We start from the raw sequence: 25,616 nt of genomic DNA on the forward strand, positions 1-25,616 counted from the left end.
TTTTGTTTGTGAAAATACAGAAAATTCCTTCTTTCGAGGTGACATAAGTTGTACAATAAAATCAATCATGTGATAAAGGAGTGGGGAAGAATGAAAGCTACTCATAAAGATTGGATCTTGTTTAATGGGAGAATGATTAATACGAAGGAAGAACAGCCGATGGTCGCATTAGAAGAGCGCGGTTTCCAATTTGGTGATGGTATTTATGAAGTATTTAGACTATACGATGGCAAGCCTCATTTATTAGATTTACATTTAGAACGATTCTTTAACTCTATGGCAGAAATAAAACTAATTCCACCATTTACGAAGGAAGAATTAGTAGAAGAGTTATATCAAATGATTGAAAAAAATCAATTTCAAGAAGATGGGAATGTATATTTACAAATATCAAGAGGTGCACAACCGCGCAATCATGTATATGAATCAGATTTACAACCGACATATTTTGCAAATCTTGTTTCGTTCCCAAGACCAGTTGCTTCAATGGAGGCAGGGATTAAGGTAACAGTAGAAGAGGACATCAGGTGGAAGTTTTGCCATATAAAATCTTTAAACTTGCTTCCTAATATTATGATCAAAAACAAAATAAATGAACAAGGATATCAAGAAGCAATATTAGTACGGGATGGCATTGTGACTGAAGGGTGTCATTCCAATTTCTTTATTGTGAAAAATAATAAGTTAATTACACATCCAGCGGATCATTTCATTTTACATGGTATTACACGTCACTACGTGATTACATTAGCGACAGAGTTACATATCGAAGTAGAAGAACGAGAGTTTTCATTACAAGAAGTATATGAAGCTGATGAGTGCTTCTTTACAGCGACGCCACTTGAAATATTCCCAGTCGTTCAAATTGGTGATGAACAGTTTGGAGCTGGTGAAAGAGGACCAATTACGAAAAAATTACAAGCTGTATATGAAGAGAGTATTCGTTTGTTTAAAGTGACAAATTAATCATGAAGAAAAAAGCTGGTATTCTTCCGGCTTTTTTTCATGATATAATTCAAGCATAGGACAAGTTTTGAAAACGCTGTAAAAAGGGGATTTAATATATGAATTATGAAGATTTTAAAGAAGTAATTCACGGAAGACGAAGTGTTAGAAAGTTTAAAGATCAAGAAGTATCTACTAATGATATAAAAGAAATAATTGATTGTGCGCGTTACGCACCGAGTGATACGAATTCACAAACGTGGGAATTCTTAGTTATCATGAATCGAGAGAAGATTAAAGAAATTGAACAAATGACATGGGATGCATTACATAAACTTGCGGCAAAAGCAGCAGAAAATGGAGAAGAGAAAGCAGGGAAATTACTTACACGTTCTTTCGGACCATATGCAACAGCTTTCTCGGAGGCACCAGTATTAATCGTATGTTTGGCAACACCATATGAATCAAAGTTCCGTGAAAAGATATTTGATCCAATTGCTTTTGTTCCAGATTCAGTTTGGGAAGAAGAAGGGATTAAGAGTAGCTGTTTAGCGGCACAAAACTTAATGTTAGCTGCACATGCAAAGGGACTTGGTACTTGTCCAATGACAGGGCCAGTATTGCTAGCTCAAGATGAACTGCGCCAATATTTACAAATTGAGCCTGAAAAACAAATAAATATGGTTATTTCACTAGGATTTCCGAAAGATAAGCCAAAAAAACTTCCAAGAAAAGAAGTAGAAGAAATCACAACATTTGTTTTTTAAAGTGCTACATAGAAAAGACATTGGACATATCAATGTCTTTTTATTTTTGAGGGGGTATTATATCGATTTGTTGGGCTAAAATGATAAATAAGAAGGAATTACTATTTATTTCATAAAAAAAATTAATGTTCTATTAAGGAAAGTATGATACATTAATCGTGAGCAAGCTTCTATATGTTCATAAAAGTTTTAAAAGTTGTCTTAAAATTTAAAAGTTATTTTTGTATAATAAATTATAATCAAATGACAGGGGGGATGAATTTTGAAAAAATTCATAATCACTGGATTGTCTGTATTGTTATTAGTAGGTTGCGGTGCTCCACAGGAAAAAGAGGACGCGCAATCAAAACAGGAAGAACAAGTTGTAAACGCAAGTGATGAGAATATGGTTGTATTTCCTGAAGGTGCAATGTCAATTGGAGAAGGGAAAGTAAAAGTTATTACTCCAGATGGTACTTCTGAAAATGGCAATATACCGACTGTATTCATTAAAAAGGATACTTTAATTCAGCAAGTTGAATTAGAACTTTCTAATTTTCAAAGTGATAAAGAAACCTTCATATTTGTAGATCAAATGTATACAGATAGACATCAAGTAACTAGTACAACGCAGACAACAGTACAATTAAAAGAAAAGACGCTTGAAACAGGTAGTCATACGATTACTGCAGTTCAGTATGAAAACAATGACCCGAAAGGAAAGGTTATTAGTTTTAATCAAGCAACATTTGAGACAAAGCCTGCGTCTTAATAAGAATAAAAAGTACATTACTTAAAAAAGTAGTGTGCTTTTTTATTTGGACTAGAGTGTGCAAGAGTGAATAACTTGTTTCGTTTTCTAATACGATTAAATAGGAAGAAATCACTTGCTACTACTATGACAGAGAAAGAGGTTGAAGATGTGAATCGGTGTATTCGTATCGTCTTGATTAGTATAATGATGGCAGTAATTTGGTTTACGATACAAGAGGTGATTCAAATTACGTTTAATTACCAAATTCATGACTTAGTAATAGGAGCTAGTTGTTTTACCTTTGTGTATCTATTATATCCCGCATTAATGGGCAGTAAGACCTCGCCTTAAAAATCGGTATATGTGAGGAGATTAGGTGGGAGATCAACTGTCCGATTGGTTTAACTAATAATCATTGGAGATGAACAAACTCTCCAATGATTAAAGTTTCACTTTATGATAAACTCGAATTAAGGTAAGTTTTACAAGAAAAATGTAGGTATTTCATTTGAAATGTCGAATAGTACATACGATGTCGTAATAACAAATTTTCTATTGTTTACTGTGAAACAGAAGAAGGAGAGATAGTAGTTATGAAACGAGCTCTTATTAATATTGATTATACATGTGATTTTGTAGCGGAAAAAGGTGCTTTAACTTGCGGAAAACCAGGTCAAGAAATTGAGAAGGAAATTGTACATATAACGACGCAATATATTGAAAATGGAGATTACGTTGTCTTTGCGATTGATAAACATGAAAAAAATGATGTATATCATCCAGAATCAAAATTATTCCCACCCCATAATATAGCTGGTACAAGTGGAAGAGATTTGTTTGGGGAATTACAAGATGTATACGAAACATATAAAAATGCTGAAAATGTATATTACATGGATAAAACACGATATAGTGCATTTGCAGGAACCGACTTAGAAATGAAGTTAAGAGAAAGAGGAATAGAAGAAGTTCATCTTGTAGGTGTTTGTACTGATATTTGTGTTCTTCACACAGCAGTAGACGCTTATAATAAAGGATTTAAAATTGTTGTTTATGAAAAGGCAGTTGCATCTTTTAATGCGCAAGGGCATGAATTTGCACTTGGACATTTTAAATCTTGTTTACATGCAGAAGTGAAATGAAAAAGAGGCCTTTAAAAAGGTCTCTTTTTTGCGTTTAAACTGAGACGACATTTTGTTCAATTAATTTTTTTATGAATGGGCTAATATTTTGTGGTAGCTCATTTAAATTAAAAAATTGTACATGTAATGATTCGACTCCATCAGCTTTTAGCAAGCCACCTGTAATATCTTTGCAAAGGTAAGCAATTGTTATAGGGTAAAATTCATCTCCGTTCGGTAATTTCACAAAAAATTCTTTACCTGAAAATACAGTTGCTAGCTGAAGTGTACCAATTTCGATTCCGGTTTCTTCAAGTACTTCTCGTTTTCCAGCTGCTTCTATAGATTCACCAAGTTCTACAAAACCTCCTGGAACGCCCCACATGCCATTTCGCCTTTGTTGTAGTAGTATTTGTCCTTGTTCATTGAAAACAGCTACCGCAACGCCTGCTAAATTAAGCGGTCTTGATCCAACAACGTCTCTTAGTTCTTCAATATATCCCATTGCTTGCAACCTCCGTGAGTAATAATATTTTCAAATGAACTATTCGATATTATGTAAATGTTTTCCTTTTATTTGGATGGGTAGTGTAGTCTTAAAGTAAAGTCATAAAAAAATTCAATTGTCAGCTCCCTTTAGGTTATGAAAAAGGGTATATTTATAGAAGAATGTCTAATGAATTTTAAAAATATAGCAGCTTTGTATAGAATTTTTATTAGTTAAGGAAGTGGATGAATGAGCTTATTAACGTATACTGAAGAATTTTTTAATTATGTAAGGGAGTTTTTACTTTTAAGATTTTTACTATTTGCTTTAGTTTTAATCATTATTTCATTTGTAATAAATCGTATTATTGATTGGTTTTTTAGGAAATCAAGCTTTTTTGATGAAGAGGTAGAGCAGACGATTCAAAGTGTAATTCGATCTATTTTTAGATATATCATTATCATCAGTCTTATCATATATTTAATTAGCCAATTTGTAGATATAAAAAGTATTATTGCAGGTGCAGGGATAGCTGGAGTTGTCATCGGTTTTGCAGCACAACAGATGCTAAAAGATGTTATATTAGGCTTTGCAAGATTAGCGGACAAAGAGTTCCGAGTTGGTGATTTTGTAACTTTTAACGGAACAAATTCAGGAACTATTGAAGAGATTAGTATTCGTTTTATGCAAATACGTGAATGGTCAGGAAAACTACTTACCATCCCGCACGGAGAGATTAGAACGATACAAAATTTTAATAAAGGATGGATGCGTGTAATTGAACGCATCACGGTAAGTTATCAGGAAGATCCAACAAGAGTGAAGGAATTGTTAGAAGAAGTATGTGTTATATGCAATGAAAAATTGAATCAAACTCTTTATAGAGTAGAGGATGACGCTGTTGAACCATTTAAATACGTCGGTGTTACAGACTTAAATCCTAACTTGAAATATGTTGGCTATGAATTTTGTATTACAGGTTTAATAAAGCCAGAAGATTATTTTGAAACTTCTAGACAAGTAAGATTTGAATTAATGTCTATGTTTCATAAGAATCAAGTGCAAATGCCAGCAGCGAATATGGTTGTTACTAATGAAGGTTTACAGCATATCCATGGTGGACAATCTTTATCGGAAAGCTAAAGTAGAATCGTTTGTTAACAAAAATTCTGATTCCAACATTGGATAGAATAACAATAATAAAATGATTGATATAAAGAAAGGGCTGAAGGGATTCGGTTCTTTTTTTATTTATAGAATTTAGAAATTTCTTAATGTTATAATTGTAGTTGGTGATGAGAATGAACTTTGAAGAAAAAGAGATGCATCGTTTAGAAGCATTAAAAGAAATTGCTGAATTATTAAATGAAGCAACAAACTTACAGGATATGTTAGAAAAAGTGTTGCATACATTGTTACAAGTAATGAATTTACAAACAGGGTGGATATTCTTTATTGATGAAAGTGGAAAGCATAGCATGCTTGTAGACGAAAATTTACCAGAGGCTCTTACGTGGCAAGAGAAGAAGCCGATGTGTGAAGGAAACTGTTGGTGTGTAGAACGTTTTGTGAATGGGAGATTAGAAAAAGCGACTAATATTATTGAATGTAAGCGAATAGAAGATGCAATTGAATGTAATTGGGGAGAGACAGAAGATGTTACACATCATGCGACAATTCCGCTTAGGTCTGGATCAGAAAAATTTGGTCTACTAAATGTGGCTGCGCCTCATAAGACTCATTTTTCAGAGGAAGAGTTAGCATTATTAGAATCAATTGCATTTCAAATTGGAACGACAATACAACGTATTCAGTTAGTTGAGAAAGAACGTAAATATGTAGTGGTAGCGGAAAGAAATCGACTTGCACGTGATTTACATGATTCAGTAAAACAATTGTTATTTTCTATTATGCTAACAGCGAAAGGTACTTTGAATATGACGCAAGATAGAGAATTGCAAGAGATGTTAAGTTATATTGGAGAATTATCACAAGAAGCATTACAAGAGATGACTCTATTAATTTGGCAATTAAGACCTGAAGGATTAGAGAAAGGGTTAGCAGAAGCAATTCAAAATTACGGGAAGTTATTAGGAGTTCAAGTGGAAGTTCGAATTGATGGGATGGTTTCAATTGGGGATGAAATAGAAGAAGTTTTATGGCGTATTAGCCAAGAGGCGCTACATAATTGTAAAAAGCATGCTTCGTGTGAAAAGGTACATGTTCTTTTGAAAATAGAAAATAACCAGTTACATTTTTACATAGAAGATAATGGAATAGGATTTATACAAGAGCAAGTAAGGGAGTCAGCACTTGGCCTGAAAAGTATGAAGGAACGTATTCAGTTAATGAAGGGGTCGTTTCAAATTATAACAGAGCTGAGAAAGGGTACAAAAATAGAAATTCAATTGCCGATTTGAAGGGGAGAATAAGATTGAAGATTAAATTGCTACTAGTTGAGGATCATCATATCGTTCGAAGAGGACTTGTATTCTTTTTGAAAACGAGAGAAGAATTTGAAATTATTGGGGAAGCGGAAAATGGCGAAGAGGCATTACATTTCGTGCAAAAAGAAAGACCGGATGTAGTACTAATGGATGTATCGATGCCGAAAATGGATGGAATTGAGGCAACAAAACGTCTAAAGCAATACGATGAGACGATAAAGGTACTTATATTAAGTAGTTTTTCAGAGCAAGATTATGTTATACCAGCACTTGAAGCTGGAGCAGATGGTTATCAATTAAAAGAAGTAAAACCTGAGCAACTTGTCGCTTCTATTATTGCAGTACATCAAGGAAATGCGAATTTTCACCCGAAAGTAACACCTGCATTAATGGGGCGTACCGCAGTAAAGAAGGAAATAGAAAATCCTTTTTCAATGTTAACGAAAAGAGAGCAAGAGGTACTTCGCGAAATTGCGAAAGGAAGAAGCAACAAGGAGATTGCAGCAGAACTTCATATTACAGAACAAACTGTGAAAACACACGTTTCAAACGTTTTAGCTAAATTGGAAGTGGATGATCGTACGCAAGCCGCATTATACGCAGTGAAACATGGGGAGGATTATTCATAAGCATGAATAATTCTGTTATATCGTATGACAGAATACATAGGAGCAATAAAATTTATAGTAATCCCTAATATAGGTTTTTCTTCTTTCAATAATTAGGTACAATAAAGTTAAACTAATCGGTTTTTACAGGATAAAGCTACGATAGAAGAGGAGGATAGCTATGCCTGGTACAAGGAGTGGGATTGGAAAGATTCAGGCTTCGTTGAATGGTTTATCACCGAAATTGCGAAGTATTGCCGAACATATTTTGAAACATCCACAAGATGTTGTACATAAATCTATTACAGAATTAGCTGAAGTTACGAGTAGTTCCGAAGCGACGATATTCCGCTTATGTAAACACCTTGGTTTGCAAGGTTTTCAAGATTTAAAGATTACATTAGCTCGTGAAATTGTACATACACCGATGCAAAATATTCATGAAGAGGTATCAGCAGAAGATAGTATGGTAACTGTTGCTAAAAAAGTTTTTCATTCGCATATTACAGGACTGCAAGATACTTTACATTTGCTAAATGAAACAGCACTTGAGCAGGCTGTACGAGCCTTGCAAGAAGCAAGTCGAATTGAGTTTTATGGAAATGGTGGCTCTGGTATTATTGCGATGGATGCGTATCATAAGTTTATGAGAACGGGTATTTCTTGTATCGCTCATACTGATTCGCATTTTCAAATTATGGGAGCAGGTTTACTCTCGGAAGATTCAGTTGTTATTGGCATTTCTCATTCTGGTAGCAATAAAGGGTTACTTGAAGCGTTAGAAGTAGCGAAAGCAAGAGGGGCCAAAATTATTGCGATTACGAGCTATAAGAAATCAGCATTAAGTCAGCTTGCTGATATAACGTTATATACATCAACACGTGAGACTGAATTCCGTACAGAAGCAAGTTCATCACGATTAGCACAGTTAAGCTTATTAGATACTTTGTATGTAGGGTTGTCGTTGCAGCGACAAGAAGAAACACTAAAAAATTTACAAAGTATACGTGAAACGATTTCGATGAAGCGAATATAAAAAAGCTCTTCAAATGAAGAGCTTTCAGATTGTAGACAAACTATTTTTGGAGAGTTCAAATGCTAAAAATAGTTTGTCTCGTATTTTGTGGATAATTTATCCAATTGCATTTATATGTAGTGCTTTCTATATATAATTTACTATAAGTGAGGAAGGTGTCTTATGAAAATATCCGTTTATGTTGCAAGTGCATTTAGCAAGGATCATAAAGGCGGAAATAAAGCAGGAGTGGTATTTATTGAGAATACAAATACATTGACCACTACTCAAAAAATGACAATAGCGAAACAACTGGGTTATGCGGAAACCGCATTTATATCAGAATCTGAAATTGCTGATTATAAATTTGAGTATTTTACTCCAAAAGAAGAAGTTGATTTATGTGGTCATGCCACAATTGGTTCTTTCGCGATACTGATGCATTTAAATAAAATTTTCAAGAATCGCTATACGATTGAAACGAACAGCGGTGTTCTTACTATTACCATAACAGATGACATCATATTCATGGAACAAAATAAACCGATATTCTATGATGTTGTATCTCCAAATGAGTTCACCGACTGTTTTGACATTAAAGATATAGACAATAAATACCCAATCCAAATTGTCTCCACGGGCTTAAAAGATATTTTAATTCCTATAAAAAGCGAAACACAATTACATGCACTGCAACCTAATTTTGAAAAAATTAAAGAAATCAGCAAGTATTATAATGTTGTTGGGATGCATCTATATACTTTTAATGACAATCGAATTATATGCAGAAATTTTGCTCCACTATACGACATTAATGAAGAAGCAGCGACTGGAACTTCAAACGGTGCATTAGCTTGCTACCTTTATGAACAGCACTATTTGCAAAAAGAAGTCTATGTATTTGAACAAGGTTATTCTTTACACTCGCCTTCCGAAATATTAGTTAAATTAGCAACCAATAGCAAAAATAAAATAGAAAAAGTTTATGTTGGCGGTAAAGGCTATTACTGTGAAACTAAGTGTTTAAATATAGAAAATATTGAGTGAAGAGCTTTTTTATCGATGAGAAGTTTGTTACTTTATTTTCTTTTAGAAATGTATGACTTACTTATAGTCAGTGATAAACTCTCATTTTTAAAAATTTAAAATAAAGACCGATTTGTGTAATAATTCAAATATTGTTCATAATTTCACAAGCTGTTTATGAAGTGTCATGTTATGATGAAGATGTAATGATGATTGAACACTTAAATTTGGTACAATAACTAGCCAAAGTAGTGAGGAAAGTAGTTGTGAGATAAACTCATTAAAACGCTAAAACACTAAAGGGGAGATCACATATGAAAGCAGTAGTGGTTAATAAAAACAGCAAAGCAAACATCGAAGTGATTGAAAAAGAATTACGTCCGTTACGCTCAGGCGAAGCGTTAGTAGATGTAGAGTATTGTGGAGTTTGCCACACTGATTTACACGTTGCGAATCATGATTTTGGTAACACTGATGGCCGTATTCTTGGTCATGAGGGTGTAGGTATTGTTACGAAAATAGCTGATGATGTTAATTCGCTAAAGATAGGTGACCGTGTAAGTATTGCATGGATGTTCCAATCTTGTGGACGTTGTGAATATTGCGTAACTGGTAGAGAAACATTTTGCCGTGAAGTTAAAAACGCAGGTTATTCAGTAGATGGTGGTATGGCTGAACAATGTATCGTTACAGCTGATTATGCGGTAAAAGTACCAGAAGGATTAGATCCTGCTCAAGCATCATCAATTACATGTGCTGGTGTAACTACATATAAAGCTATTAAAGTATCAGATATTAAACCTGGTCAACCTATTGTAATCTATGGCTGCGGTGGATTAGGTAACTTAGCTATCCAATATGCTAAAAATGTATTTGGTGCAAAGGTAATCGCAGTAGACATTAATGACGACAAATTAGCCTTAGCGAAAGAAGTTGGTGCTGATATGACTATCAATCCAATTTCTCAAGGTCCTGCTGATAAAATTGTTCAAGAGGAGCTTGGTGGCGCTTATGCTGCGGTAGTAACAGCAGTCTCTAAAGTAGCCTTTAACTCAGCAGTTGATGCAGTACGTGCTTGCGGTAAAGTAGTTGCAGTAGGGCTACCAGTAGAAACAATGGACTTAAACATCCCGCGACTTGTACTGGATGGAATTGAAGTAGTTGGTTCTCTAGTGGGTACTCGTAAAGATTTGGAAGAGGCGTTTATGTTTGGGGCAGAAGGAAAAGTAGTGCCGGTTGTTCAAACTTGTTCGCTAGATAAAGTACAAAATGTATTCGAAGAAATGGAACAAGGTAGAATTCAAGGGCGTATGGTAATTGATTTTAAAAAACATAATTGTGATTGCAAATAATTCACTTTAAATATAAAAAGCATGAGTCTAGCAAAGGACATGTAAAAAAGTTAGACAGCATAAGAAGATGATCCCTGTATTTAATAGGGATCATCTTCTTTATTTTCTACTAATATCGATGCCAATTAATACTTGATTAATGAGAAATAATTAAAGGTTTACTTTATTTGCAAACGAAAAGGAATCTTTATGTTTAACAAATTTTTTATGATCTGGAACGTTTTGAATTGCTACAATTTGCGAATCTCTTGCTTTCAGTGCATCTTGAATCCCGATGGTCATAAGCTTAATAAATAGAATCGTAATAAAGAATGAAGCGAGAGTATAAAAAATAATCCACCATGAAAGATTCATTTCATTACGATTTAATCCAATAAGACCTGCCCAATCATTAGATAGAGAAACAGGTTTGAGCACTCCGTCATAGAGTTCACGCATTTGTATGCCGCCAATTACAATGTTAAGCAACGCTAAATGGATAACGAGTATGAGTGTTTGGACGATATGTTCCATAAATAATACAAATAAGCGGTCAAGTAATAAGACTCGTAAGTGTTTTTTAATAATATGAAAACGACTAGCCCCCAGTAATTGTGAACTTAAGATGTAATCTTGTTTCATAAATTCATCAACCTCTGAGGATATGTATAAAGAAAGTGTAGGCAGAGCGACGAAAATAAGTACGAGTACTTGATAAAACGTAAATGAAATATTTGGTTCTACCCCATCAGCATTTGATGTGATTATTATATTAACGGGCGTGATGAGTATGAATGCGATAAATAGAGTTGGAATATAATAAAAAACTTCTGAGCATGACTGGAAAAATCTCTTGAGTTTTGGAGCATATAAACTTAAGAGGATTCCTATACATGTTCCGCATAAAATTCGAAAGAAGCTAATTGCTACGGCTAATAAAATAGTGAATTTTGCTCCTTCTACAATTTGTAAGAAAACAGACTCTCCAAAACGATCAGATCCAAAAGGTGGAATTAACGATGGCGGAAAGGGGGCCTTTCCAAGTAATTCGTTATTGTCATTGTAAAGTAACTGAGGAGGTTTTGGGATGTTATCTTTAAAGAACCAACTATAAATAAAACTAGCTGAAATAAGTATGAATAGATAAGTAAAGCCGATTAAAAAGCGTTTTGATTTCCAAATAGATTTCATAATGATACTCCTTTCAATTGCTTTTTCCATCTATTCATCATGAATGAGACTATTTGGAAAATGGCATAAAACGGTAAAATAATCATAACAAGTATGATAAATGCAGCGGGAGGTGAAACAAACGCCTTATTAAATAGAAATTGAATAATGCCTTCCATATTAAAAACAAATTCTAAAATGAATAAATTAGAAAGTAAGAAAACAAAAATCGTTTTTAAATGGTGAAAGAAGTGGATAGATATATTTTTGAATAAATGAATGCAAAGTATATAACTTGATGAAAGGCCTTTTCCATATGCAACCTCTACGTAATGTTTTCCTTCTTCTTCTTTTATGTATAACACCATCATCCGAAACATTTGTAATGTAGGTAAGACAGCTAATGATAAAATAGGGAGTAAATAAGCTCGATTTTCATTAAAAGAAATAATAGTGACAGGAGATTCCCCGAATTTTTGAAGTACCCATATGAAGAATATTTGCAAACAAATCATCATCATCATATCAGGGACAGCTTCTAATATGAACACAATTCGGTTTATCCATTTTTTTATATAATCTTTCGCTAAAAAATAAAAGAATGCCATGCTAGATGATAGAAAGAGAGCAAGAAAAAAGGCTAAAAATAATATAGTAAATGAATATAGGTAAGGTTCTAAAACAGTTGGAAATAATGGTGTTTTTTTGAAATGGCCAAACTTCGGGTCTGATCCTATAATCACTAATGATTCAGGGGAGAAGACCTGTTTTAACATGGTAACGATCTGATTAAAAAAATAAATTGGTTGAAAGGTAAACCCTTGTTGAGTGATAAATAAATAAGGTAAATTTAATAATAGTAAGAGTGATAAAAGAATTGATGAAAGCTTAATTGTGAATTGAGATATTTTATTTAACATTAAATCCCTCCGACATCTTTTTACAACATTATACAATAAATTCTATATTATTGTTTTATTTTTCTGAAAAATAAAAATACTATTAAATTTTATAGTATGTAAGATATATTTACAAGATAAAAAAGTGATAGCAGGGGGGCCGCGCTCTATGTTTATCAAGATAAAAGGACTAGTGAATCTAAAACAATAAACAAGAGCAAAATGCACAGAATTCTCATTCTGCGGGTAGTTACTTTTCTTGGCTTGATGGTTATGTAACGTGATCCCTAAAAATGAATATTGCTTTTCAACGCTTTTTCATGCAAATGAGTAGAACGTATGGAGGACTATGTATGTGTTGTTAATGAGAGGAAAGAGTGTATTGCGTAAAGAATATAACGTAATTTTACCGCACGGAAAAGCTAAATTTAGTATATAAGTGAAATGGAATGAGGGGATTTACTTTTTGTTGTGAAAAAAATTTTCTTTTTATAAATTGATAAATGAAAAAATATTTTATATACTAATTCATGTAAACGGTTTACTAAATCGTATTTTGCTAGAAATGAAGGGAAGATTCGCATGGAAACAAGGGGGAGAGTAATCGGGATTGATATCGGTACCACAAGTACAAAAACGGTTGTGTTCACAGAAAAAGGAAAAGTCATTGCATCACATGCAATCGATTACCCAATTATTCAACCGAATGTAGGATGGGCTGAGCAAGATCCTGATGTAATATGTGCCGCTGTATACAAAAGTGTAAGCGTTGCCATTGAAAAAGGTAATGTATTAGCAGAAGATATTTCTTCAATCGGTATTAGTACAGCTATGCACGCATTAATTGCAGTAGATGAAAATGGTGCGCCATTAACGCGTTCTATCATTTGGGCAGATAATCGAAGTACGAAGCAATCAGAAAAATTATTACAACAAATGAATGGGCATGAAATTTATAGACGTACAGGTACACCGATTCATCCGATGTCACCACTTTCTAAATTGTTATGGATGAAAGAAGAGGAACCAGAGTTATATACAAGTGCCTATAAATTCATTTCCATTAAAGAGTATGTGATTTACCAATTATTTTCACACTACGTAGTTGATTATTCGATTGCTTCTGCTACAGGGTTATTTAATTTAGAAACATTAAACTGGGATGAAGATGTTTTGACTATGTTACATATGTCACCAGAACAATTATCAACCCCTGTACCCACTACATATATTTTATCAGGTATGAAGCCAGAATTAGCACAGAAGATGGGGATAAGTGCAGAAACACCAATTGTCATCGGAGCAAGTGATGGGGTTCTTGCAAATGTAGGAGTTGGTGCGATATCACCGGGTGCGGCTGCAATTACGATTGGAACGAGTGGTGCGGTTCGAACAATCTCATCAAATATAAATACAGATGAGAAAGGGAGAACGTTTTGTTACGCATTAACAGATGAGCACTGGGTAATCGGTGGTCCAACGAATAACGGCGGAATATTACTGAGATGGTTACGTGATGAATTTGGTAGTCCAGAGCAAGAAGTAGCAAGAAAGCTCGGCATTGATCCTTATGATTTATTAATTAAATATGCAGAAAGCGTACCAGCTGGAGCGGATGGGCTATTGTTCTTACCTTTCTTATCTGGAGAACGCGCACCTTACTGGAATGCAAACGCTCGTGGTACATTCTTTGGAATCAATCTTCAACATAAACGAGAACATTTTATACGTGCAGTGATGGAAGGTGTTTGTATGAGTGTATATTCAGTAGCACTCGCAATCAGGGATTGTACAGGGCCACTTACTGAAATACGAGTTTCAGGAGGGTTTGCAAAATCTGCATTTTGGAGACAAATGTTGTCCGATATGATGGGAAAAGAATTGTTTGTACCTGAAAGTCATGAAGCATCTGCGCTTGGGGCAGCGGCAGTTGCTTTATATGCTGTAGGAAAAATTGATTCTCTTGAAGAGGTAAAGGATTGGATTGATATTGTCCATCACCATGTACCGAATAAAGAAAATACGGCTATATATTTAGAAATGTTTTATATGTATGAACGACTTTACAATCGCTTGAAAGAAGAATTTGATTGTATAGCTGCTTTCCAACGTAAACAATAGGGGGATTGGGAGAAATGGTAGTTGGGATCGTACTAGCGGCAGTTGTCATACTACTTTTACTTATTACGGTAGTAAAATGGCATCCATTTGTCGCATTAATTTTAACAGCAATTGGTGTAGGTTTAGCAATGGGAATGCCTTTAATTGGAACTTCACCAAAAGATCCAGGGATTATTGATTCTATTAAACTAGGGCTTGGTAATACGTTAGGCTTTTTAGCGATAGTTTTAGCACTAGGAACGATGCTTGGAAAAATGATGGCCGAATCTGGCGGTGCTGAACGTATCGCTAACACATTAATTAATCGTTTTGGGAAGAAACGAGTTCACTGGGCGATGATGTTCGTTGCATTTTTAGTAGGGATTCCGGTATTTTTCCAAGTTGGATTCGTCCTATTAATTCCGTTAGTATTTACAATTGCGTTAGAAACTGGGGTATCACTTATTACAATCGGTATTCCGCTAGTAGCAGGACTGTCAGTCGTACACGGACTTGTCCCACCGCATCCAGCGGCAATGGCGGCAGTGGGTATTTTTAAAGCAGATGTAGGGAAGACAATTTTATATGCGTTAATTGTCGGACTTCCAACTGCAATTATTTCAGGTCCACTTTACGGGAAATGGATTGGTGCTCGTATACATAAGGAAGTACCATTAGATATAGCGGAGCAATTTATTGAAAGAGATAAGAAGAAAGAACTTCCTAGCTTCGGAAATACATTGTTTACTATTTTACTTCCAGTATTTCTTATGCTTGGTGCATCCATTGCTGAAGTAGCGTTACATAAAACGAGTCAACTTGCACAAGTGTTACACTTTATTGGAGATCCAATAGTCGCTTTATTAATTGCAACGATTTATTCTTTCTTTAGCCTTGGTTATGCAAAAGGATTTTCTAAAGATAAAGTATTACAATTTACAAATGATTGCCTTGGGCCAATTGCAAACATACTGTTAGTAATTGGTGCTGGTGGTGCATTTAATAAGGTATTATTAGATTCTGGAATTGGTACTACAATTGCTGAAATGGCGAAAGAATCACATATTTCACCAATATTACTTGGATGGGGAATTGCTGCACTTATCCGAGTTGCGACAGGATCGGCAACTGTTTCTATGATGACAGCAGCTGGTATTGTTGCGCCGATTGCAGCAAGTACACCAGGTGTAAATGTTGAATTATTAGCACTTGCAACAGGTGCAGGGTCATTAATTTTATCACACGTGAATGATTCAGGATTTTGGATGATTAAAGAGTATTTCGGAATGACTGTGAAAGAAACGTTATTAACATGGACTGCAATGGAGACTATATTATCTGTAGTAGCACTTGGGCTAATTTCGATATTAAATATATTTGTATAGAATAGGAGATTGATTAATATGAAACTAGGATTAATTGGATTAGGAAAAATGGGATTCCCATTAGCTGAACACTTACATGAAGACAAGCATGAAGTAGTTGTATACGATGTAAATAAAGAGCTTGTAGAAAAGGCAGGAAAACTAGGAATTACTGCACGTCATACATTAAAAGAAATGATCGCTGAATTAGAAGCTCCTCGTACGATCTGGGTAATGGTGCCTGCAGGAGAAGTTGTAGAGTCAGTATTAAAAGATGTGTATCCGTTATTAGATGAAGGTGATATCGTTATTGAAGGTGGAAATTCATTCTATAAAGATACGTTACGCCGTGCTGAAGAAGCAAAAAGCTTCGGATTACATTATGTAGATATCGGTACATCTGGCGGTGTAGAAGGAGCTAGATACGGTGCTTGTTTAATGGTTGGTGGAGAAAAAGAAATTTACGACCAATTAGAACCTTTATTTAAAGATTTAGCAGTAGAAAATGGCTATTCTTATGCTGGCCGCGTTGGTAGTGGTCATTTCTTAAAAATGGTTCATAACGGTATTGAATACGGCATGATGCAAGCAATTGCTGAAGGATTTGAAGTACTAGATAAGAGTGACTTTGATTTCAATTATGAAGATGTTGCAAAAGTATGGGCGAACGGATCAGTAATCCGCGGTTGGTTAATGGACTTAACTGAAAAAGCATTTGCAGATGATCCTAAACTTGATGGCATTAAAGGTGTAATGAACTCTTCAGGAGAAGGGAAATGGACTGTTGAAACTGCGCTTGAGTTACAAGCAGCGGCACCAGTAATCGCGATGTCATTATTTATGCGCTATCGTTCTCAGGAAGATGATACATTCCATGGAAAAGTAGTTTCAGCACTACGTAATCAGTTCGGTGGACATGAAGTTGTAAAAAAATAAGGATGTTTTTGAAAAGAAACTTGTGCATAAGCGCAAGTTTCTTTTTTATAGTTTAAGAAATTACTAATTTAAAAATACCAATCAATCATCGTTTTTTTGTCACAAATGACAGCTTCAACATTCATTGATTGAACAATATATTCTATATTTTCTTCTTTAGCTAATAATAAGGTTTTAAAGGAATCGTATATACTCATAAACGCATACTCATTGTCTTCTCCAGTAATAATTAACTCATTATTGCTAATGTCCCAAATATCTAATGGAGTAGTATTATTTACCTGTAATAATCCGTTTGTATCAAGAAGTGGTTCAGAGAAATATAGATTTTTTGCACCTTTAGAACCGAGGAGTTTAAGTAATTTGTGTAATAAAAATATAGACGTATAATCTTCTGTTGGATAATAAAGATTTTTTTTAAAGTTTGAATGTAGCTTTTCAGCTAAATCCTCTCTTTTATATTCTTCTGAAAAGGCACTAATGGAAGTCAAAATGGCCATTGCTAGGTCTGCGTATGAATGTAATCCACTACAAGACATCATTTCTTTCCAAGAAACGGATTTCCCATTGTGAATGATTTCTTCAGCGCTAGGATAGATGTGCTCATATGGTCTTTTTCTCACAGACTTTTCCCATCCTAAAGGCATTTGGACAAATGGATGTAGCAATATAGCTGCAGATTTAAAATTACTTGGTAGTTGTTCTAAAATTGGTGATTTGTCATCTAGCCAAATGTAATCCAACAAAATATAACCTTCTCTTAGACTTTGAAATGTACGGATTCCCGTATTATGTTTTTTTGTATTGATTGTATCAAATATAAAGCGAAGCATGAAATATGTCCCAACATAAAAGTAAGAATAAATAAAATGAAGTTTTCATAAATAGTAAAAGGGTGCTTATGTCATCAGTATAGCTAAAAAATGTTGTTACATATGAGAAGAGCGTGTTAATAAAATATGAGGTGGTTAAATGGGAAATGAGCAAGTGAAGTCTGTAAAGGAAGAAAAAAAGTTATGTCTTTGTATGATTGTCAAAAATGAGTCTAGAATTATGGAAAGATGTTTAAATGCAACAAAATCAATTGTAGATTATGTTTCTATTTGTGATACTGGATCGACGGATAATACGCCTGAAATTATTGAAAATTGGTGTAAGGAAAATGAGATACCTGGGACGGTTCATCATGAGCCGTTTAAAAACTTTGGTTATAACAGAAGTTTAGCTGTTTCATTAGCGCAAAAAACATATCCAGAAGCAGATTATTTATTAATATTAGATGCGGATATGATTTTAGAGGTTGATCCGAATTTCGATAAAACGAGCTTAACGGAAGATCATTATCTTACATTGCAATATGATGTTCATATTAAATATTGGCTTACACGTCTTTTGAAAGCTTCTTTACCATGGAAATCTGTCGGTGTTACTCATGAGTATTGGGATATAGATCGCTCAAAAGTTGGAGCGAATTACAATACGAAGGTAGATCGGTTAGAGACTCTTGTCGTGAATGATCCCGGAGATGGCGGGAGTAAAGCTGATAAATTTGAAAGAGATGAGAGGTTGTTGTTACAAGGAATAAACGACCCAGAAACAACGCCAGATTTGCATATAAGATATTTATTTTATTTAGCTCAGACTTATTTTCATTTAAGTCAATTTGAAGATTCGATTAAATGGTATAAAAAACGAGTGGAAGCAGGGGGTTGGGTTGAAGAGGTATTCTATTCGTTATTGCGAATAGGATTTTGTTATGAGCAGTTAGCAAATCGTTCAGCAAATAAACAAAATGAAGTGACAGATGCTGATGAAATAGAAAATGTTAAAGGGCAAGAAGAGAAATATTTAGCATTAGCTGTTTTTTATTTTCAAAAAGCGTGGGAATATAGACCAACTCGGGCTGAACCATTATACCAACTTGCAAGGTTGTATCGATTACGATCTCAAAACAATATTGCTTTGATGTATGCTCGGCAAGGAAAGGAAATTCCTTTTCCAAAGGATGATCTTTTATTTGTAGATTATCATGTGTATGATTACTTATTTGACTATGAAATTTCTATTAGTGCTTTCTATATACCGCATAAAAAACATTTAGGGGCCGTGTCGCAAAAGTATTTGGAATCGATTAAAGAAAAGATTCCATTTCATATAGCAAATGTAGTAGAGAATAATGCGAAATTTTATTAAATACATTTTCGGTTAAAGGAGTAGTGGAGTAATCATGAAATTAATGCGATGGGCGATTGAACTAGGAGAATCGGTGCATGGAAATACGTATGAAGAATTGATGCCACTACTAGACTATTATTATGATCGTGATCATTTAAAAGCGTATTGTATCGCAAATCTTCTTTTAAACATGGATGTATTAGATGAACATCGTGAAAGAATCGAATTAAGAAGATGCATCGCTGCTTATTATGCTGGATTATATAAAGTAGCAAGAAAACATGCAAATGAGTTAGTACTTAAACATCCGGATGTAGATTTATATAAAAATAATTTAAAATTAATGGAAGCTTATTTGAATAAAGAATATGATTATTGTCTTTTTATATGCCCAAAGACATATGGTAGTTTCATAGATGTTGCGCGAGCTTTAAAGTGGCGGTTGGAGCAGGAGGGAAATACAGTAATTATATCAGAAACAATACTGGAAAATGTAAAGAATACAGTTGTTTTTGGAGCACATACATACGCATATAACCCGAACCTTCTTCCGAAAGATGCAATTGTTTATAATTTAGAACAGCTATACGAAGGAAGTCCATATGCGCACCCCCTTTATTTAATATTATTAAAAGATAGAGTGATTTGGGATTATAGTAAACAAAATATAGAATGGCTTAAACAAAAAGGGGTAGGAAAAGAAATAAAACATGTAGAAATGAACTACGCTCCAACTTTGGAAATAAAAAAAGATGCGTTTGAAGATGAGATTATTGAAGATATTGATATTCTGTTTATAGGTGCTCTTAATCCGAGGCGACAAGCTATTTTTGATCATCTAAAAGCGATTGCCCCGAATTTAAATATAGTTTTTAAAAATAATGCGTGGGGAATTGTTAGAAATGAATTGATTGCTAGAGCTAAAATTATATTAAATATTCATTTTTATTTATCAGGAATTCTTGAAACACCTCGCGTGTCTTATGCAGTCGCAAATAAGAAATTTATTATTTCCGAAAATAGTAATCCAGAAGATGAGGTAGAGTGGCCAGGAATTGTGTTTACTCCGTACGAAAAAATAATTGAAAACGTAATGAAATATATAGAATTACCAGAAGAACGGAAAAGATTAGCGGAAAAAGCATATAATCATTTTGAAGCAAATGAAAGTTTAGGTACATTGAGTCTCAGAGATGAAACGAAGTAATTGTGCGAAACTCATACGAAAGTATGAGTTCTTTTTTGTTTATCATACTATTTTATGAAACAAGTTAACTCTTAATATTGTGTTTTGTATAGAAATTTCTGATAATATATAAGTAGAACTTGAAAACAAAGGGGAGAAATAATCATGAAACTAGTCGTTATTAATGGTACACCAAGAAAATTTGGTAGAACTCGCGTGGTGGCAAAATATATTGCGGATCAATTTGAAGGGGAATTATATGATTTAGCAATTGAGGAGTTACCTTTATACAATGGAGAAGAGTCACAACGTGATTTAGAGGCAGTAAAAAAATTGAAAACGTTAGTGAAAGCTGCGGATGGGGTTGTATTATGTACACCAGAATATCATAATGCGATGAGCGGTGCGCTGAAAAACTCTTTAGATTACTTAAGTAGTAGTGAATTTATTCATAAACCAGTTGCGTTGTTAGCGGTTGCTGGTGGCGGTAAAGGTGGAATAAATGCATTAAACAGCATGCGAACGGTCTCTAGAGGTGTTTATGCAAATGCCATTCCAAAACAAGTTGTGCTTGATGGATTACATGTGCAAGATGGTGAACTTGGGGAAGATGCCAAACCATTAATTCATGATGTAGTTAAAGAATTAAAAGCATATATGAGCGTATATAAAGAGGTGAAAAAGCAACTAGGAGTGGAGTGATATGTCCTCACTTTATCATGATTCTCGCTTGTATTACATTCTAGGTGCCAATAGTCTATCTGCTATTGGTTCCGGAATTGTTATGATAACGATTCCGTGGCTGTTAATTAAAGAGAGTGGAGGAGAGACAACATTTGGTTATGTTTCTATCATTGCAACCCTCATTATGTTTTTATTAACACCATTCATTGGGCAAAGTATTGATCGTTTTTCAAGAAAATCTTTATTGCTATGTAACGAAGGAATCGGAATTGCCGTAATTGGAATAATGGTTATATGGGGATTTGCGGGGCAACCTTATCATTCTATTCACTATATTCTTATTTATATAGCCGGATCATTCTACTATTTATTATTTTATCCTACAATATTTGCGTTCAACCAAGAGATATTTCAAGCGGAACATTATAAAAGTTTAAGTGGAACGATGGAAATACAAGGACAGTTAACACAAGTTATTTCTGGAGCGGCCGCGAGCTTCTTAATTGAAATTGTATCTTTGAAGTGGATTTTGTTAGTAGACATGTTAACTTTTGCTGGAGCATTTTTTCTTTTCTTATGTATACCGTACGTAAAGAAAAAAGAAGTGAAAAGAAAAATAACATTTAAGAAGCAATTGTTTGAAGGAATTCACTTTATGAAAAAACGTCCTAAGCTCTTTTGGTTCTTACTGGCCACTTATATGCCGTTTATAGGTGTTATGATGGCAAATTATTTAATACCAGTTTATATTTCGGATATACTTAAAGCCAATGCCTCTGTATACGCAATAGAGGGGATGATGTACGGTGTTGGAGCGGTTGTTGCAGGAATCTGTATTCCACTCATCATGAAATATGTAAAAACAGAAGTTTCAATCGTTATAACGATGTTCATTTATGTAATTTCAATTACCGCAATGAGTATTGAACCTTCCGTAATTTTCTTATATGGACTTGCAATTTTTCATGCAGTTGGAAATGCGGGTACAAGAGTGGCGAGAAATGTATTGATGATGGAGGAAATTCCAAACGAAGTAATGGGAAGAGTGGATAGTTTATTTCGATTAATTGGTACAGGAATACGAATTGTATTATTAATGCTGTTTACAGTTGGTGTATCTAAAGTCGGAGTCATGCTGCAGTTTTACGTATTAAGCTGCATATTGATCTTCTCATTAGGAATCGCTATTTATTATGTACTATCACAACGTAAAGTAGCGGCGCATGTTTCTAATAAATCAATCGTTTGAAAAAACACTTCTGCCTCCCTTTCTTTTTCTATATAATAACAAGAAAGGGAGTGAATACTTATTTATGAACAAATGGATCTTTCTTATGATTTTATTATTACCGCCACTATACATCATTTATATGACGTTTCGAATGAACAAAGTTGCTCGTGAAAAGTTGAGCTATCACTCTCCGTACGTTCTTATACTGGGTGCAAAGTTATTTGGAGATAGACCGTCTTTATCTCTTCAAAATCGTTTGGATGTAGCGTTGGAGTATTTATTTTCCCATCCTGAAGCGAAAGTAATTGTTTCAGGTGGTCAAGGAGAAGATGAAGATATACCGGAAGCTCATAGCATGAGAAATTATTTAATGGTACACGGTATAGATGAGAGTCGTATTTTAATAGAAGATCAATCTACAAATACGTATGAAAACTTAAAATTTAGTATGGATTTATATAATGTGAAACATGCGGTAGTTGTAAGTAATACATATCATTTATATCGAACGAAAATAATTGCAAAGCGTTTAGGTATGAAGATGGAGGCGCTAGCTGCTGAAACACCAATTCGTTCTAAGAGAAAAATGTATGTTCGCGAATATGCTGCTATTATGAAAACAATATTGTTCGACCGTTAGAGCTCAAATGCGAGCTCTTTTTTAATTTAAAAGCGTATCATTTGAAATGAATGCCATATTCCATCAAAATAAAGGAAACAACAGTAAAGGAGTTGTGTTTGTGATTCAATTTAATCATGTGTCAAAATCGTATGAAGATGGCACGAAAGCAGTGGATTCATTGCATTTAGAAATTAAAAAGGGAGAATTTTTCGTTCTCATCGGTCCGAGTGGTTGCGGGAAAACAACGACAATGAAGATGATTAATCGTTTAATCGAAACGACTGAAGGATCGATTTTAATCGATGGAAAAGATATTCAACAATATAATATAAACGAATTACGTTGGGATATAGGATATGTGTTGCAACAGATTGCATTGTTTCCTCATATGACAATCGCTGAAAATATTGCAGTTGTTCCTGAAATGAGGCAATGGAGCAAAAAGGAAATAAAAGCACGCGTCGATGACTTGTTACATATGGTTGGATTAGATCCGGATATATATCGAGATCGTATGCCTGATGAATTGTCAGGAGGACAAAAACAACGTGTCGGTGTCGTGCGAGCATTAGCCGCAAACCCGAAAATCGTTCTTATGGATGAACCATTTAGTGCGTTAGATCCATTAAGTAGGGAACAGCTTCAGAAGGATATTGTACAGTTGCAAAAAAAGATTCAAAAAACAATCGTGTTCGTAACACATGATATGCAAGAAGCATTATCACTTGGAGATCGCATTTGTATTATGAAAGATGGAAAAGTTGTTCAACTAGATACACCAGAAGGAATTATACATAATCCGAAAAATGAATTTGTAGAGGAGTTCATTGGAAATCGTGGACGAACTTGGTATGAGGAGAAAAGTGTAGCAGATGTATTGCCGCTTGATCAAAGTGTGCAATTAGAAGGGCAGGCACTATCATTACATTCTTCTTTACAAGAAGCGTTAGTTCGTGTGCGTGATGAGGAGATCGTTCCAGTTGAAGAAAACGGTCAATATATTGGAGCGTTAACAAGTCGTCATATCGTCAATTACATTGTTGAACAAATGAAGGAGAGAGGCTAAACAGTGACTAATTTTATACAAACGTTCCAAGAACGAAAAATAGAATTACTAACTGCATTAAGTGAGCACTTACAAATATCGCTTATTTCATTATTTTTTGCAGTAATTATAGCGGTGCCACTTGGCATTTTATTAACAAGAAAAGAACGAATGGCTGAATTTATAATAGGAACTTCTGCAGTAATGCAGACAGTGCCGTCACTTGCATTACTCGGACTATTAATTCCGTTAGTAGGAATCGGAAAACTTCCAGCGATTATTGCATTAGTTGTGTATGCACTATTACCTATTTTACGAAATACATATACAGGAATAAGGGAATTAGATGAATCACTAATAGAAGCCGCGAGAGCTATGGGGATGAATAGTTGGAGAAGGCTGTGGAAGGTAGAGCTTCCGCTTGCATTGCCTATCATTATGGCCGGTATTCGTACAGCGATGGTATTAATTGTTGGAACGGCTACATTAGCAGCTCTCATTGGTGCTGGTGGGCTCGGTAAGCTTATATTATTAGGCATAGATCGAAATGATCATGCACTTATCATTTTAGGGGCCGTACCAGCCGCGTTACTCGCTTTATTCTTTGATATAGTACTTCGCATACTTGAACGACCGAAACGCTCTTCTAAGCATGTTATATTGACGATATGTATAGTTGTAGTAATGATTGCTTCTCCATTTCTTTGGAGTACAGAAAAGAAAGATATTGTTATTGCGGGCAAACTTGGATCAGAACCTGAAATTTTAATTCAAATGTATAAGCAGCTTATTGAACAAGATACCGATTTAAACGTACAATTAAAACCAGGTCTTGGAAAAACAGCATTTGTATTTGAAGCGTTGAAATCCGGGGAAGTAGATATATACCCAGAATTTTCAGGAACAGCTTTATCTACTTTCGTGAAAGAAGAACCAAAGAGCACAAATCGTGATGAAGTATATGATCAGGCTCGCATTGGAATGGAAAAGAAATATAATATGGTTATGTTGAAGCCAATGGAGTATAACAATACATATGCACTAGCCATGCCGAAAAAAATAGCAGATCAAAAGAATATAAATACAATTTCTGATTTAGGGAATGTTGCGCAGGAAGCCAAAGTAGGGTTTACATTGGAATTTGCTGATCGTGAAGATGGTTATAAAGGAATGCAAAAATTATATAACTATAAGTTCTCGAATGTTAAAACGATGGAGCCGAAGCTGCGTTATAGCGCAATTCAATCTGGAGATGTTAACGTAATTGATGCATATTCAACAGATAGTGAATTGGAGCAATACGGACTGAAAGTGCTAAAAGATGATAAAGGGTTATTCCCACCTTATCAAGGAGCACCATTATTAAGAAAAGAAACGTTACAGAAATATCCTGAACTTGAAAAGGTATTAAATAAATTATCTGGAAAGATTACAGATGGAGAAATGCGAAAAATGAATTATGAAGTTAACGTAAATGGTAAAAGTAGTGAAGAAGTCGCAAAACAATTTTTAGAAAAAGAGAATTTACTTCGTTAAATTTACAAGAAATATACAAATTTATATGTTTGAAATGACCGTTCATTACAAAATGAGCGGTTTTTTTGTGCATACTTATACATTTTTTCAAAAAAGTATTCCATTTTTGTTCATTTTCTTTTAGAATAAGTAATGTTTTCCTGAAAAAATATAAGAGAAACGTCTATTAGAGAAAAAGGTGACTTTAA

The 25,616-nt window shown here is 34.3% G+C and carries 25 protein-coding genes; 21 read left to right on the top strand and 4 right to left on the bottom strand.

The genetic code is table 11. From position 1 onward, the window contains the following. Nucleotides 1-90: 90 nt before the first annotated feature. The 5 genes from dat (at nt 91) to QCI81_RS24970 (ending at nt 3,587) form a co-directional block, all read left to right on the top strand. Nucleotides 91-966 carry a D-amino-acid transaminase gene (dat, locus tag QCI81_RS24950; RefSeq protein ID WP_071730101.1) on the top strand — a complete coding sequence of 292 codons (876 nt, stop codon included), beginning with the start codon at nt 91-93 and terminating at the stop codon, nt 964-966. 98 nt (nt 967-1,064) lie between these two features. Further along, nucleotides 1,065-1,712: a nitroreductase family protein gene (locus QCI81_RS24955; protein ID WP_001105280.1), complete on the top strand. Its 648-nt coding sequence runs from the start codon at nt 1,065-1,067 to the stop codon at nt 1,710-1,712. 262 nt (nt 1,713-1,974) lie between these two features. Further along, the gene (locus QCI81_RS24960; protein ID WP_000713495.1) at nt 1,975-2,463 is read left to right on the top strand and encodes a putative periplasmic lipoprotein; all 489 of its coding nucleotides are present in this window, start codon (nt 1,975-1,977) and stop codon (nt 2,461-2,463) included. A 66-nt stretch (nt 2,464-2,529) separates the two neighbouring features. Beyond that, the gene (locus tag QCI81_RS24965) at nt 2,530-2,796 is read left to right on the top strand and encodes a hypothetical protein (protein ID WP_081366276.1); all 267 of its coding nucleotides are present in this window, start codon (nt 2,530-2,532) and stop codon (nt 2,794-2,796) included. A 242-nt stretch (nt 2,797-3,038) separates the two neighbouring features. Then, nucleotides 3,039-3,587 carry a cysteine hydrolase family protein gene (locus tag QCI81_RS24970; RefSeq protein ID WP_071730103.1) on the top strand — a complete coding sequence of 183 codons (549 nt, stop codon included), beginning with the start codon at nt 3,039-3,041 and terminating at the stop codon, nt 3,585-3,587. A gap of 34 nt (nt 3,588-3,621) precedes the next feature. On the opposite strand, the gene QCI81_RS24975 is transcribed toward QCI81_RS24970, so the two are convergent. Beyond that, on the bottom strand, nt 3,622-4,071 hold the full coding sequence (locus tag QCI81_RS24975; RefSeq protein ID WP_023521837.1) for an NUDIX hydrolase: 450 nt from the start codon (nt 4,069-4,071) through the stop codon (nt 3,622-3,624). 231 nt (nt 4,072-4,302) lie between these two features. Between QCI81_RS24975 and QCI81_RS24980 the strand changes: the two genes are divergently transcribed. The 6 genes from QCI81_RS24980 (at nt 4,303) to adhP (ending at nt 10,501) form a co-directional block, all read left to right on the top strand. Then, complete coding sequence (locus QCI81_RS24980) at nt 4,303-5,196, top strand: mechanosensitive ion channel family protein (RefSeq protein ID WP_071730105.1); 894 nt, start codon at nt 4,303-4,305, stop codon at nt 5,194-5,196. 158 nt (nt 5,197-5,354) lie between these two features. Then, nucleotides 5,355-6,473, top strand: coding sequence for a two-component system sensor histidine kinase CasK (casK, locus tag QCI81_RS24985; protein ID WP_001008460.1), 1,119 nt, complete (start codon nt 5,355-5,357; stop codon nt 6,471-6,473). 14 nt (nt 6,474-6,487) lie between these two features. Further along, on the top strand, nt 6,488-7,129 hold the full coding sequence (casR, locus tag QCI81_RS24990; protein ID WP_071730106.1) for a two-component system response regulator CasR: 642 nt from the start codon (nt 6,488-6,490) through the stop codon (nt 7,127-7,129). A 160-nt stretch (nt 7,130-7,289) separates the two neighbouring features. After that, nucleotides 7,290-8,144 carry a MurR/RpiR family transcriptional regulator gene (locus QCI81_RS24995; RefSeq protein ID WP_071730108.1) on the top strand — a complete coding sequence of 285 codons (855 nt, stop codon included), beginning with the start codon at nt 7,290-7,292 and terminating at the stop codon, nt 8,142-8,144. A gap of 162 nt (nt 8,145-8,306) precedes the next feature. Then, a complete protein-coding gene (locus tag QCI81_RS25000; protein WP_071730109.1) occupies nt 8,307-9,170 on the top strand; it encodes a PhzF family phenazine biosynthesis protein in 864 nt (287 codons plus the stop codon). A 293-nt stretch (nt 9,171-9,463) separates the two neighbouring features. Next, entirely contained in the window at nt 9,464-10,501 is a 1,038-nt protein-coding gene (adhP, locus tag QCI81_RS25005; protein ID WP_000649129.1) for an alcohol dehydrogenase AdhP, read from the top strand. A gap of 150 nt (nt 10,502-10,651) precedes the next feature. On the opposite strand, the gene QCI81_RS25010 is transcribed toward adhP, so the two are convergent. Further along, nucleotides 10,652-11,671, bottom strand: coding sequence for an ABC transporter permease (locus tag QCI81_RS25010; RefSeq protein WP_071730111.1), 1,020 nt, complete (start codon nt 11,669-11,671; stop codon nt 10,652-10,654). Further along, a complete protein-coding gene (locus QCI81_RS25015; protein ID WP_000932680.1) occupies nt 11,668-12,570 on the bottom strand; it encodes an ABC transporter permease subunit in 903 nt (300 codons plus the stop codon). Before QCI81_RS25015 ends, QCI81_RS25010 begins: the two co-directional genes overlap by 4 nt. Nucleotides 12,571-13,131: 561 nt before the next feature. On the opposite strand from QCI81_RS25015, the gene gntK reads away from it, so the two are divergent. From gntK to gnd, 3 genes are read left to right on the top strand one after another with little or no spacing between them, the layout of a single operon-like run. Then, on the top strand, nt 13,132-14,670 hold the full coding sequence (gene gntK, locus QCI81_RS25020) for a gluconokinase (RefSeq protein WP_071730113.1): 1,539 nt from the start codon (nt 13,132-13,134) through the stop codon (nt 14,668-14,670). A gap of 14 nt (nt 14,671-14,684) precedes the next feature. Continuing rightward, complete coding sequence (locus QCI81_RS25025) at nt 14,685-16,034, top strand: GntP family permease (RefSeq protein ID WP_000260205.1); 1,350 nt, start codon at nt 14,685-14,687, stop codon at nt 16,032-16,034. Nucleotides 16,035-16,052: 18 nt separating this feature from the next. Then, nucleotides 16,053-16,949 (top strand): phosphogluconate dehydrogenase (NAD(+)-dependent, decarboxylating), encoded by an 897-nt coding sequence (gene gnd / locus QCI81_RS25030; RefSeq protein WP_000765981.1) that lies wholly within the window; start codon nt 16,053-16,055, stop codon nt 16,947-16,949. A gap of 68 nt (nt 16,950-17,017) precedes the next feature. Here the strand turns inward: gnd and QCI81_RS25035 are convergent, their stop codons facing one another. After that, nucleotides 17,018-17,782: a DUF2711 family protein gene (locus QCI81_RS25035; RefSeq protein ID WP_353810908.1), complete on the bottom strand. Its 765-nt coding sequence runs from the start codon at nt 17,780-17,782 to the stop codon at nt 17,018-17,020. A 139-nt stretch (nt 17,783-17,921) separates the two neighbouring features. On the opposite strand from QCI81_RS25035, the gene QCI81_RS25040 reads away from it, so the two are divergent. From QCI81_RS25040 to QCI81_RS25070, 7 genes are all read left to right on the top strand, one after another. Next, complete coding sequence (locus tag QCI81_RS25040) at nt 17,922-19,142, top strand: tetratricopeptide repeat-containing glycosyltransferase (protein ID WP_023521843.1); 1,221 nt, start codon at nt 17,922-17,924, stop codon at nt 19,140-19,142. Nucleotides 19,143-19,176: 34 nt separating this feature from the next. Continuing rightward, nucleotides 19,177-20,331 carry a CgeB family protein gene (locus QCI81_RS25045; RefSeq protein ID WP_065483427.1) on the top strand — a complete coding sequence of 385 codons (1,155 nt, stop codon included), beginning with the start codon at nt 19,177-19,179 and terminating at the stop codon, nt 20,329-20,331. 144 nt (nt 20,332-20,475) lie between these two features. Next, on the top strand, nt 20,476-21,012 hold the full coding sequence (locus QCI81_RS25050; RefSeq protein ID WP_000780357.1) for an NADPH-dependent FMN reductase: 537 nt from the start codon (nt 20,476-20,478) through the stop codon (nt 21,010-21,012). A 1-nt stretch (nt 21,013) separates the two neighbouring features. Beyond that, nucleotides 21,014-22,243, top strand: a complete 1,230-nt coding sequence (locus tag QCI81_RS25055; RefSeq protein ID WP_063547160.1) for an MFS transporter — start codon at nt 21,014-21,016, stop codon at nt 22,241-22,243. Nucleotides 22,244-22,307: 64 nt separating this feature from the next. Continuing rightward, nucleotides 22,308-22,865 (top strand): YdcF family protein, encoded by a 558-nt coding sequence (locus QCI81_RS25060; RefSeq protein ID WP_001045718.1) that lies wholly within the window; start codon nt 22,308-22,310, stop codon nt 22,863-22,865. A gap of 100 nt (nt 22,866-22,965) precedes the next feature. After that, nucleotides 22,966-23,913, top strand: coding sequence for an ABC transporter ATP-binding protein (locus QCI81_RS25065; RefSeq protein ID WP_000614073.1), 948 nt, complete (start codon nt 22,966-22,968; stop codon nt 23,911-23,913). A gap of 3 nt (nt 23,914-23,916) precedes the next feature. Further along, entirely contained in the window at nt 23,917-25,428 is a 1,512-nt protein-coding gene (locus QCI81_RS25070; RefSeq protein ID WP_065483436.1) for an ABC transporter permease/substrate-binding protein, read from the top strand. Nucleotides 25,429-25,616 lie beyond the last annotated feature (188 nt).

Origin of the sequence: Bacillus cereus group sp. MG20 (genome assembly GCF_040459885.1) — a bacterium.
GTDB classification, from domain to species: Bacteria; Bacillota; Bacilli; order Bacillales; family Bacillaceae_G; genus Bacillus_A; species Bacillus_A cereus.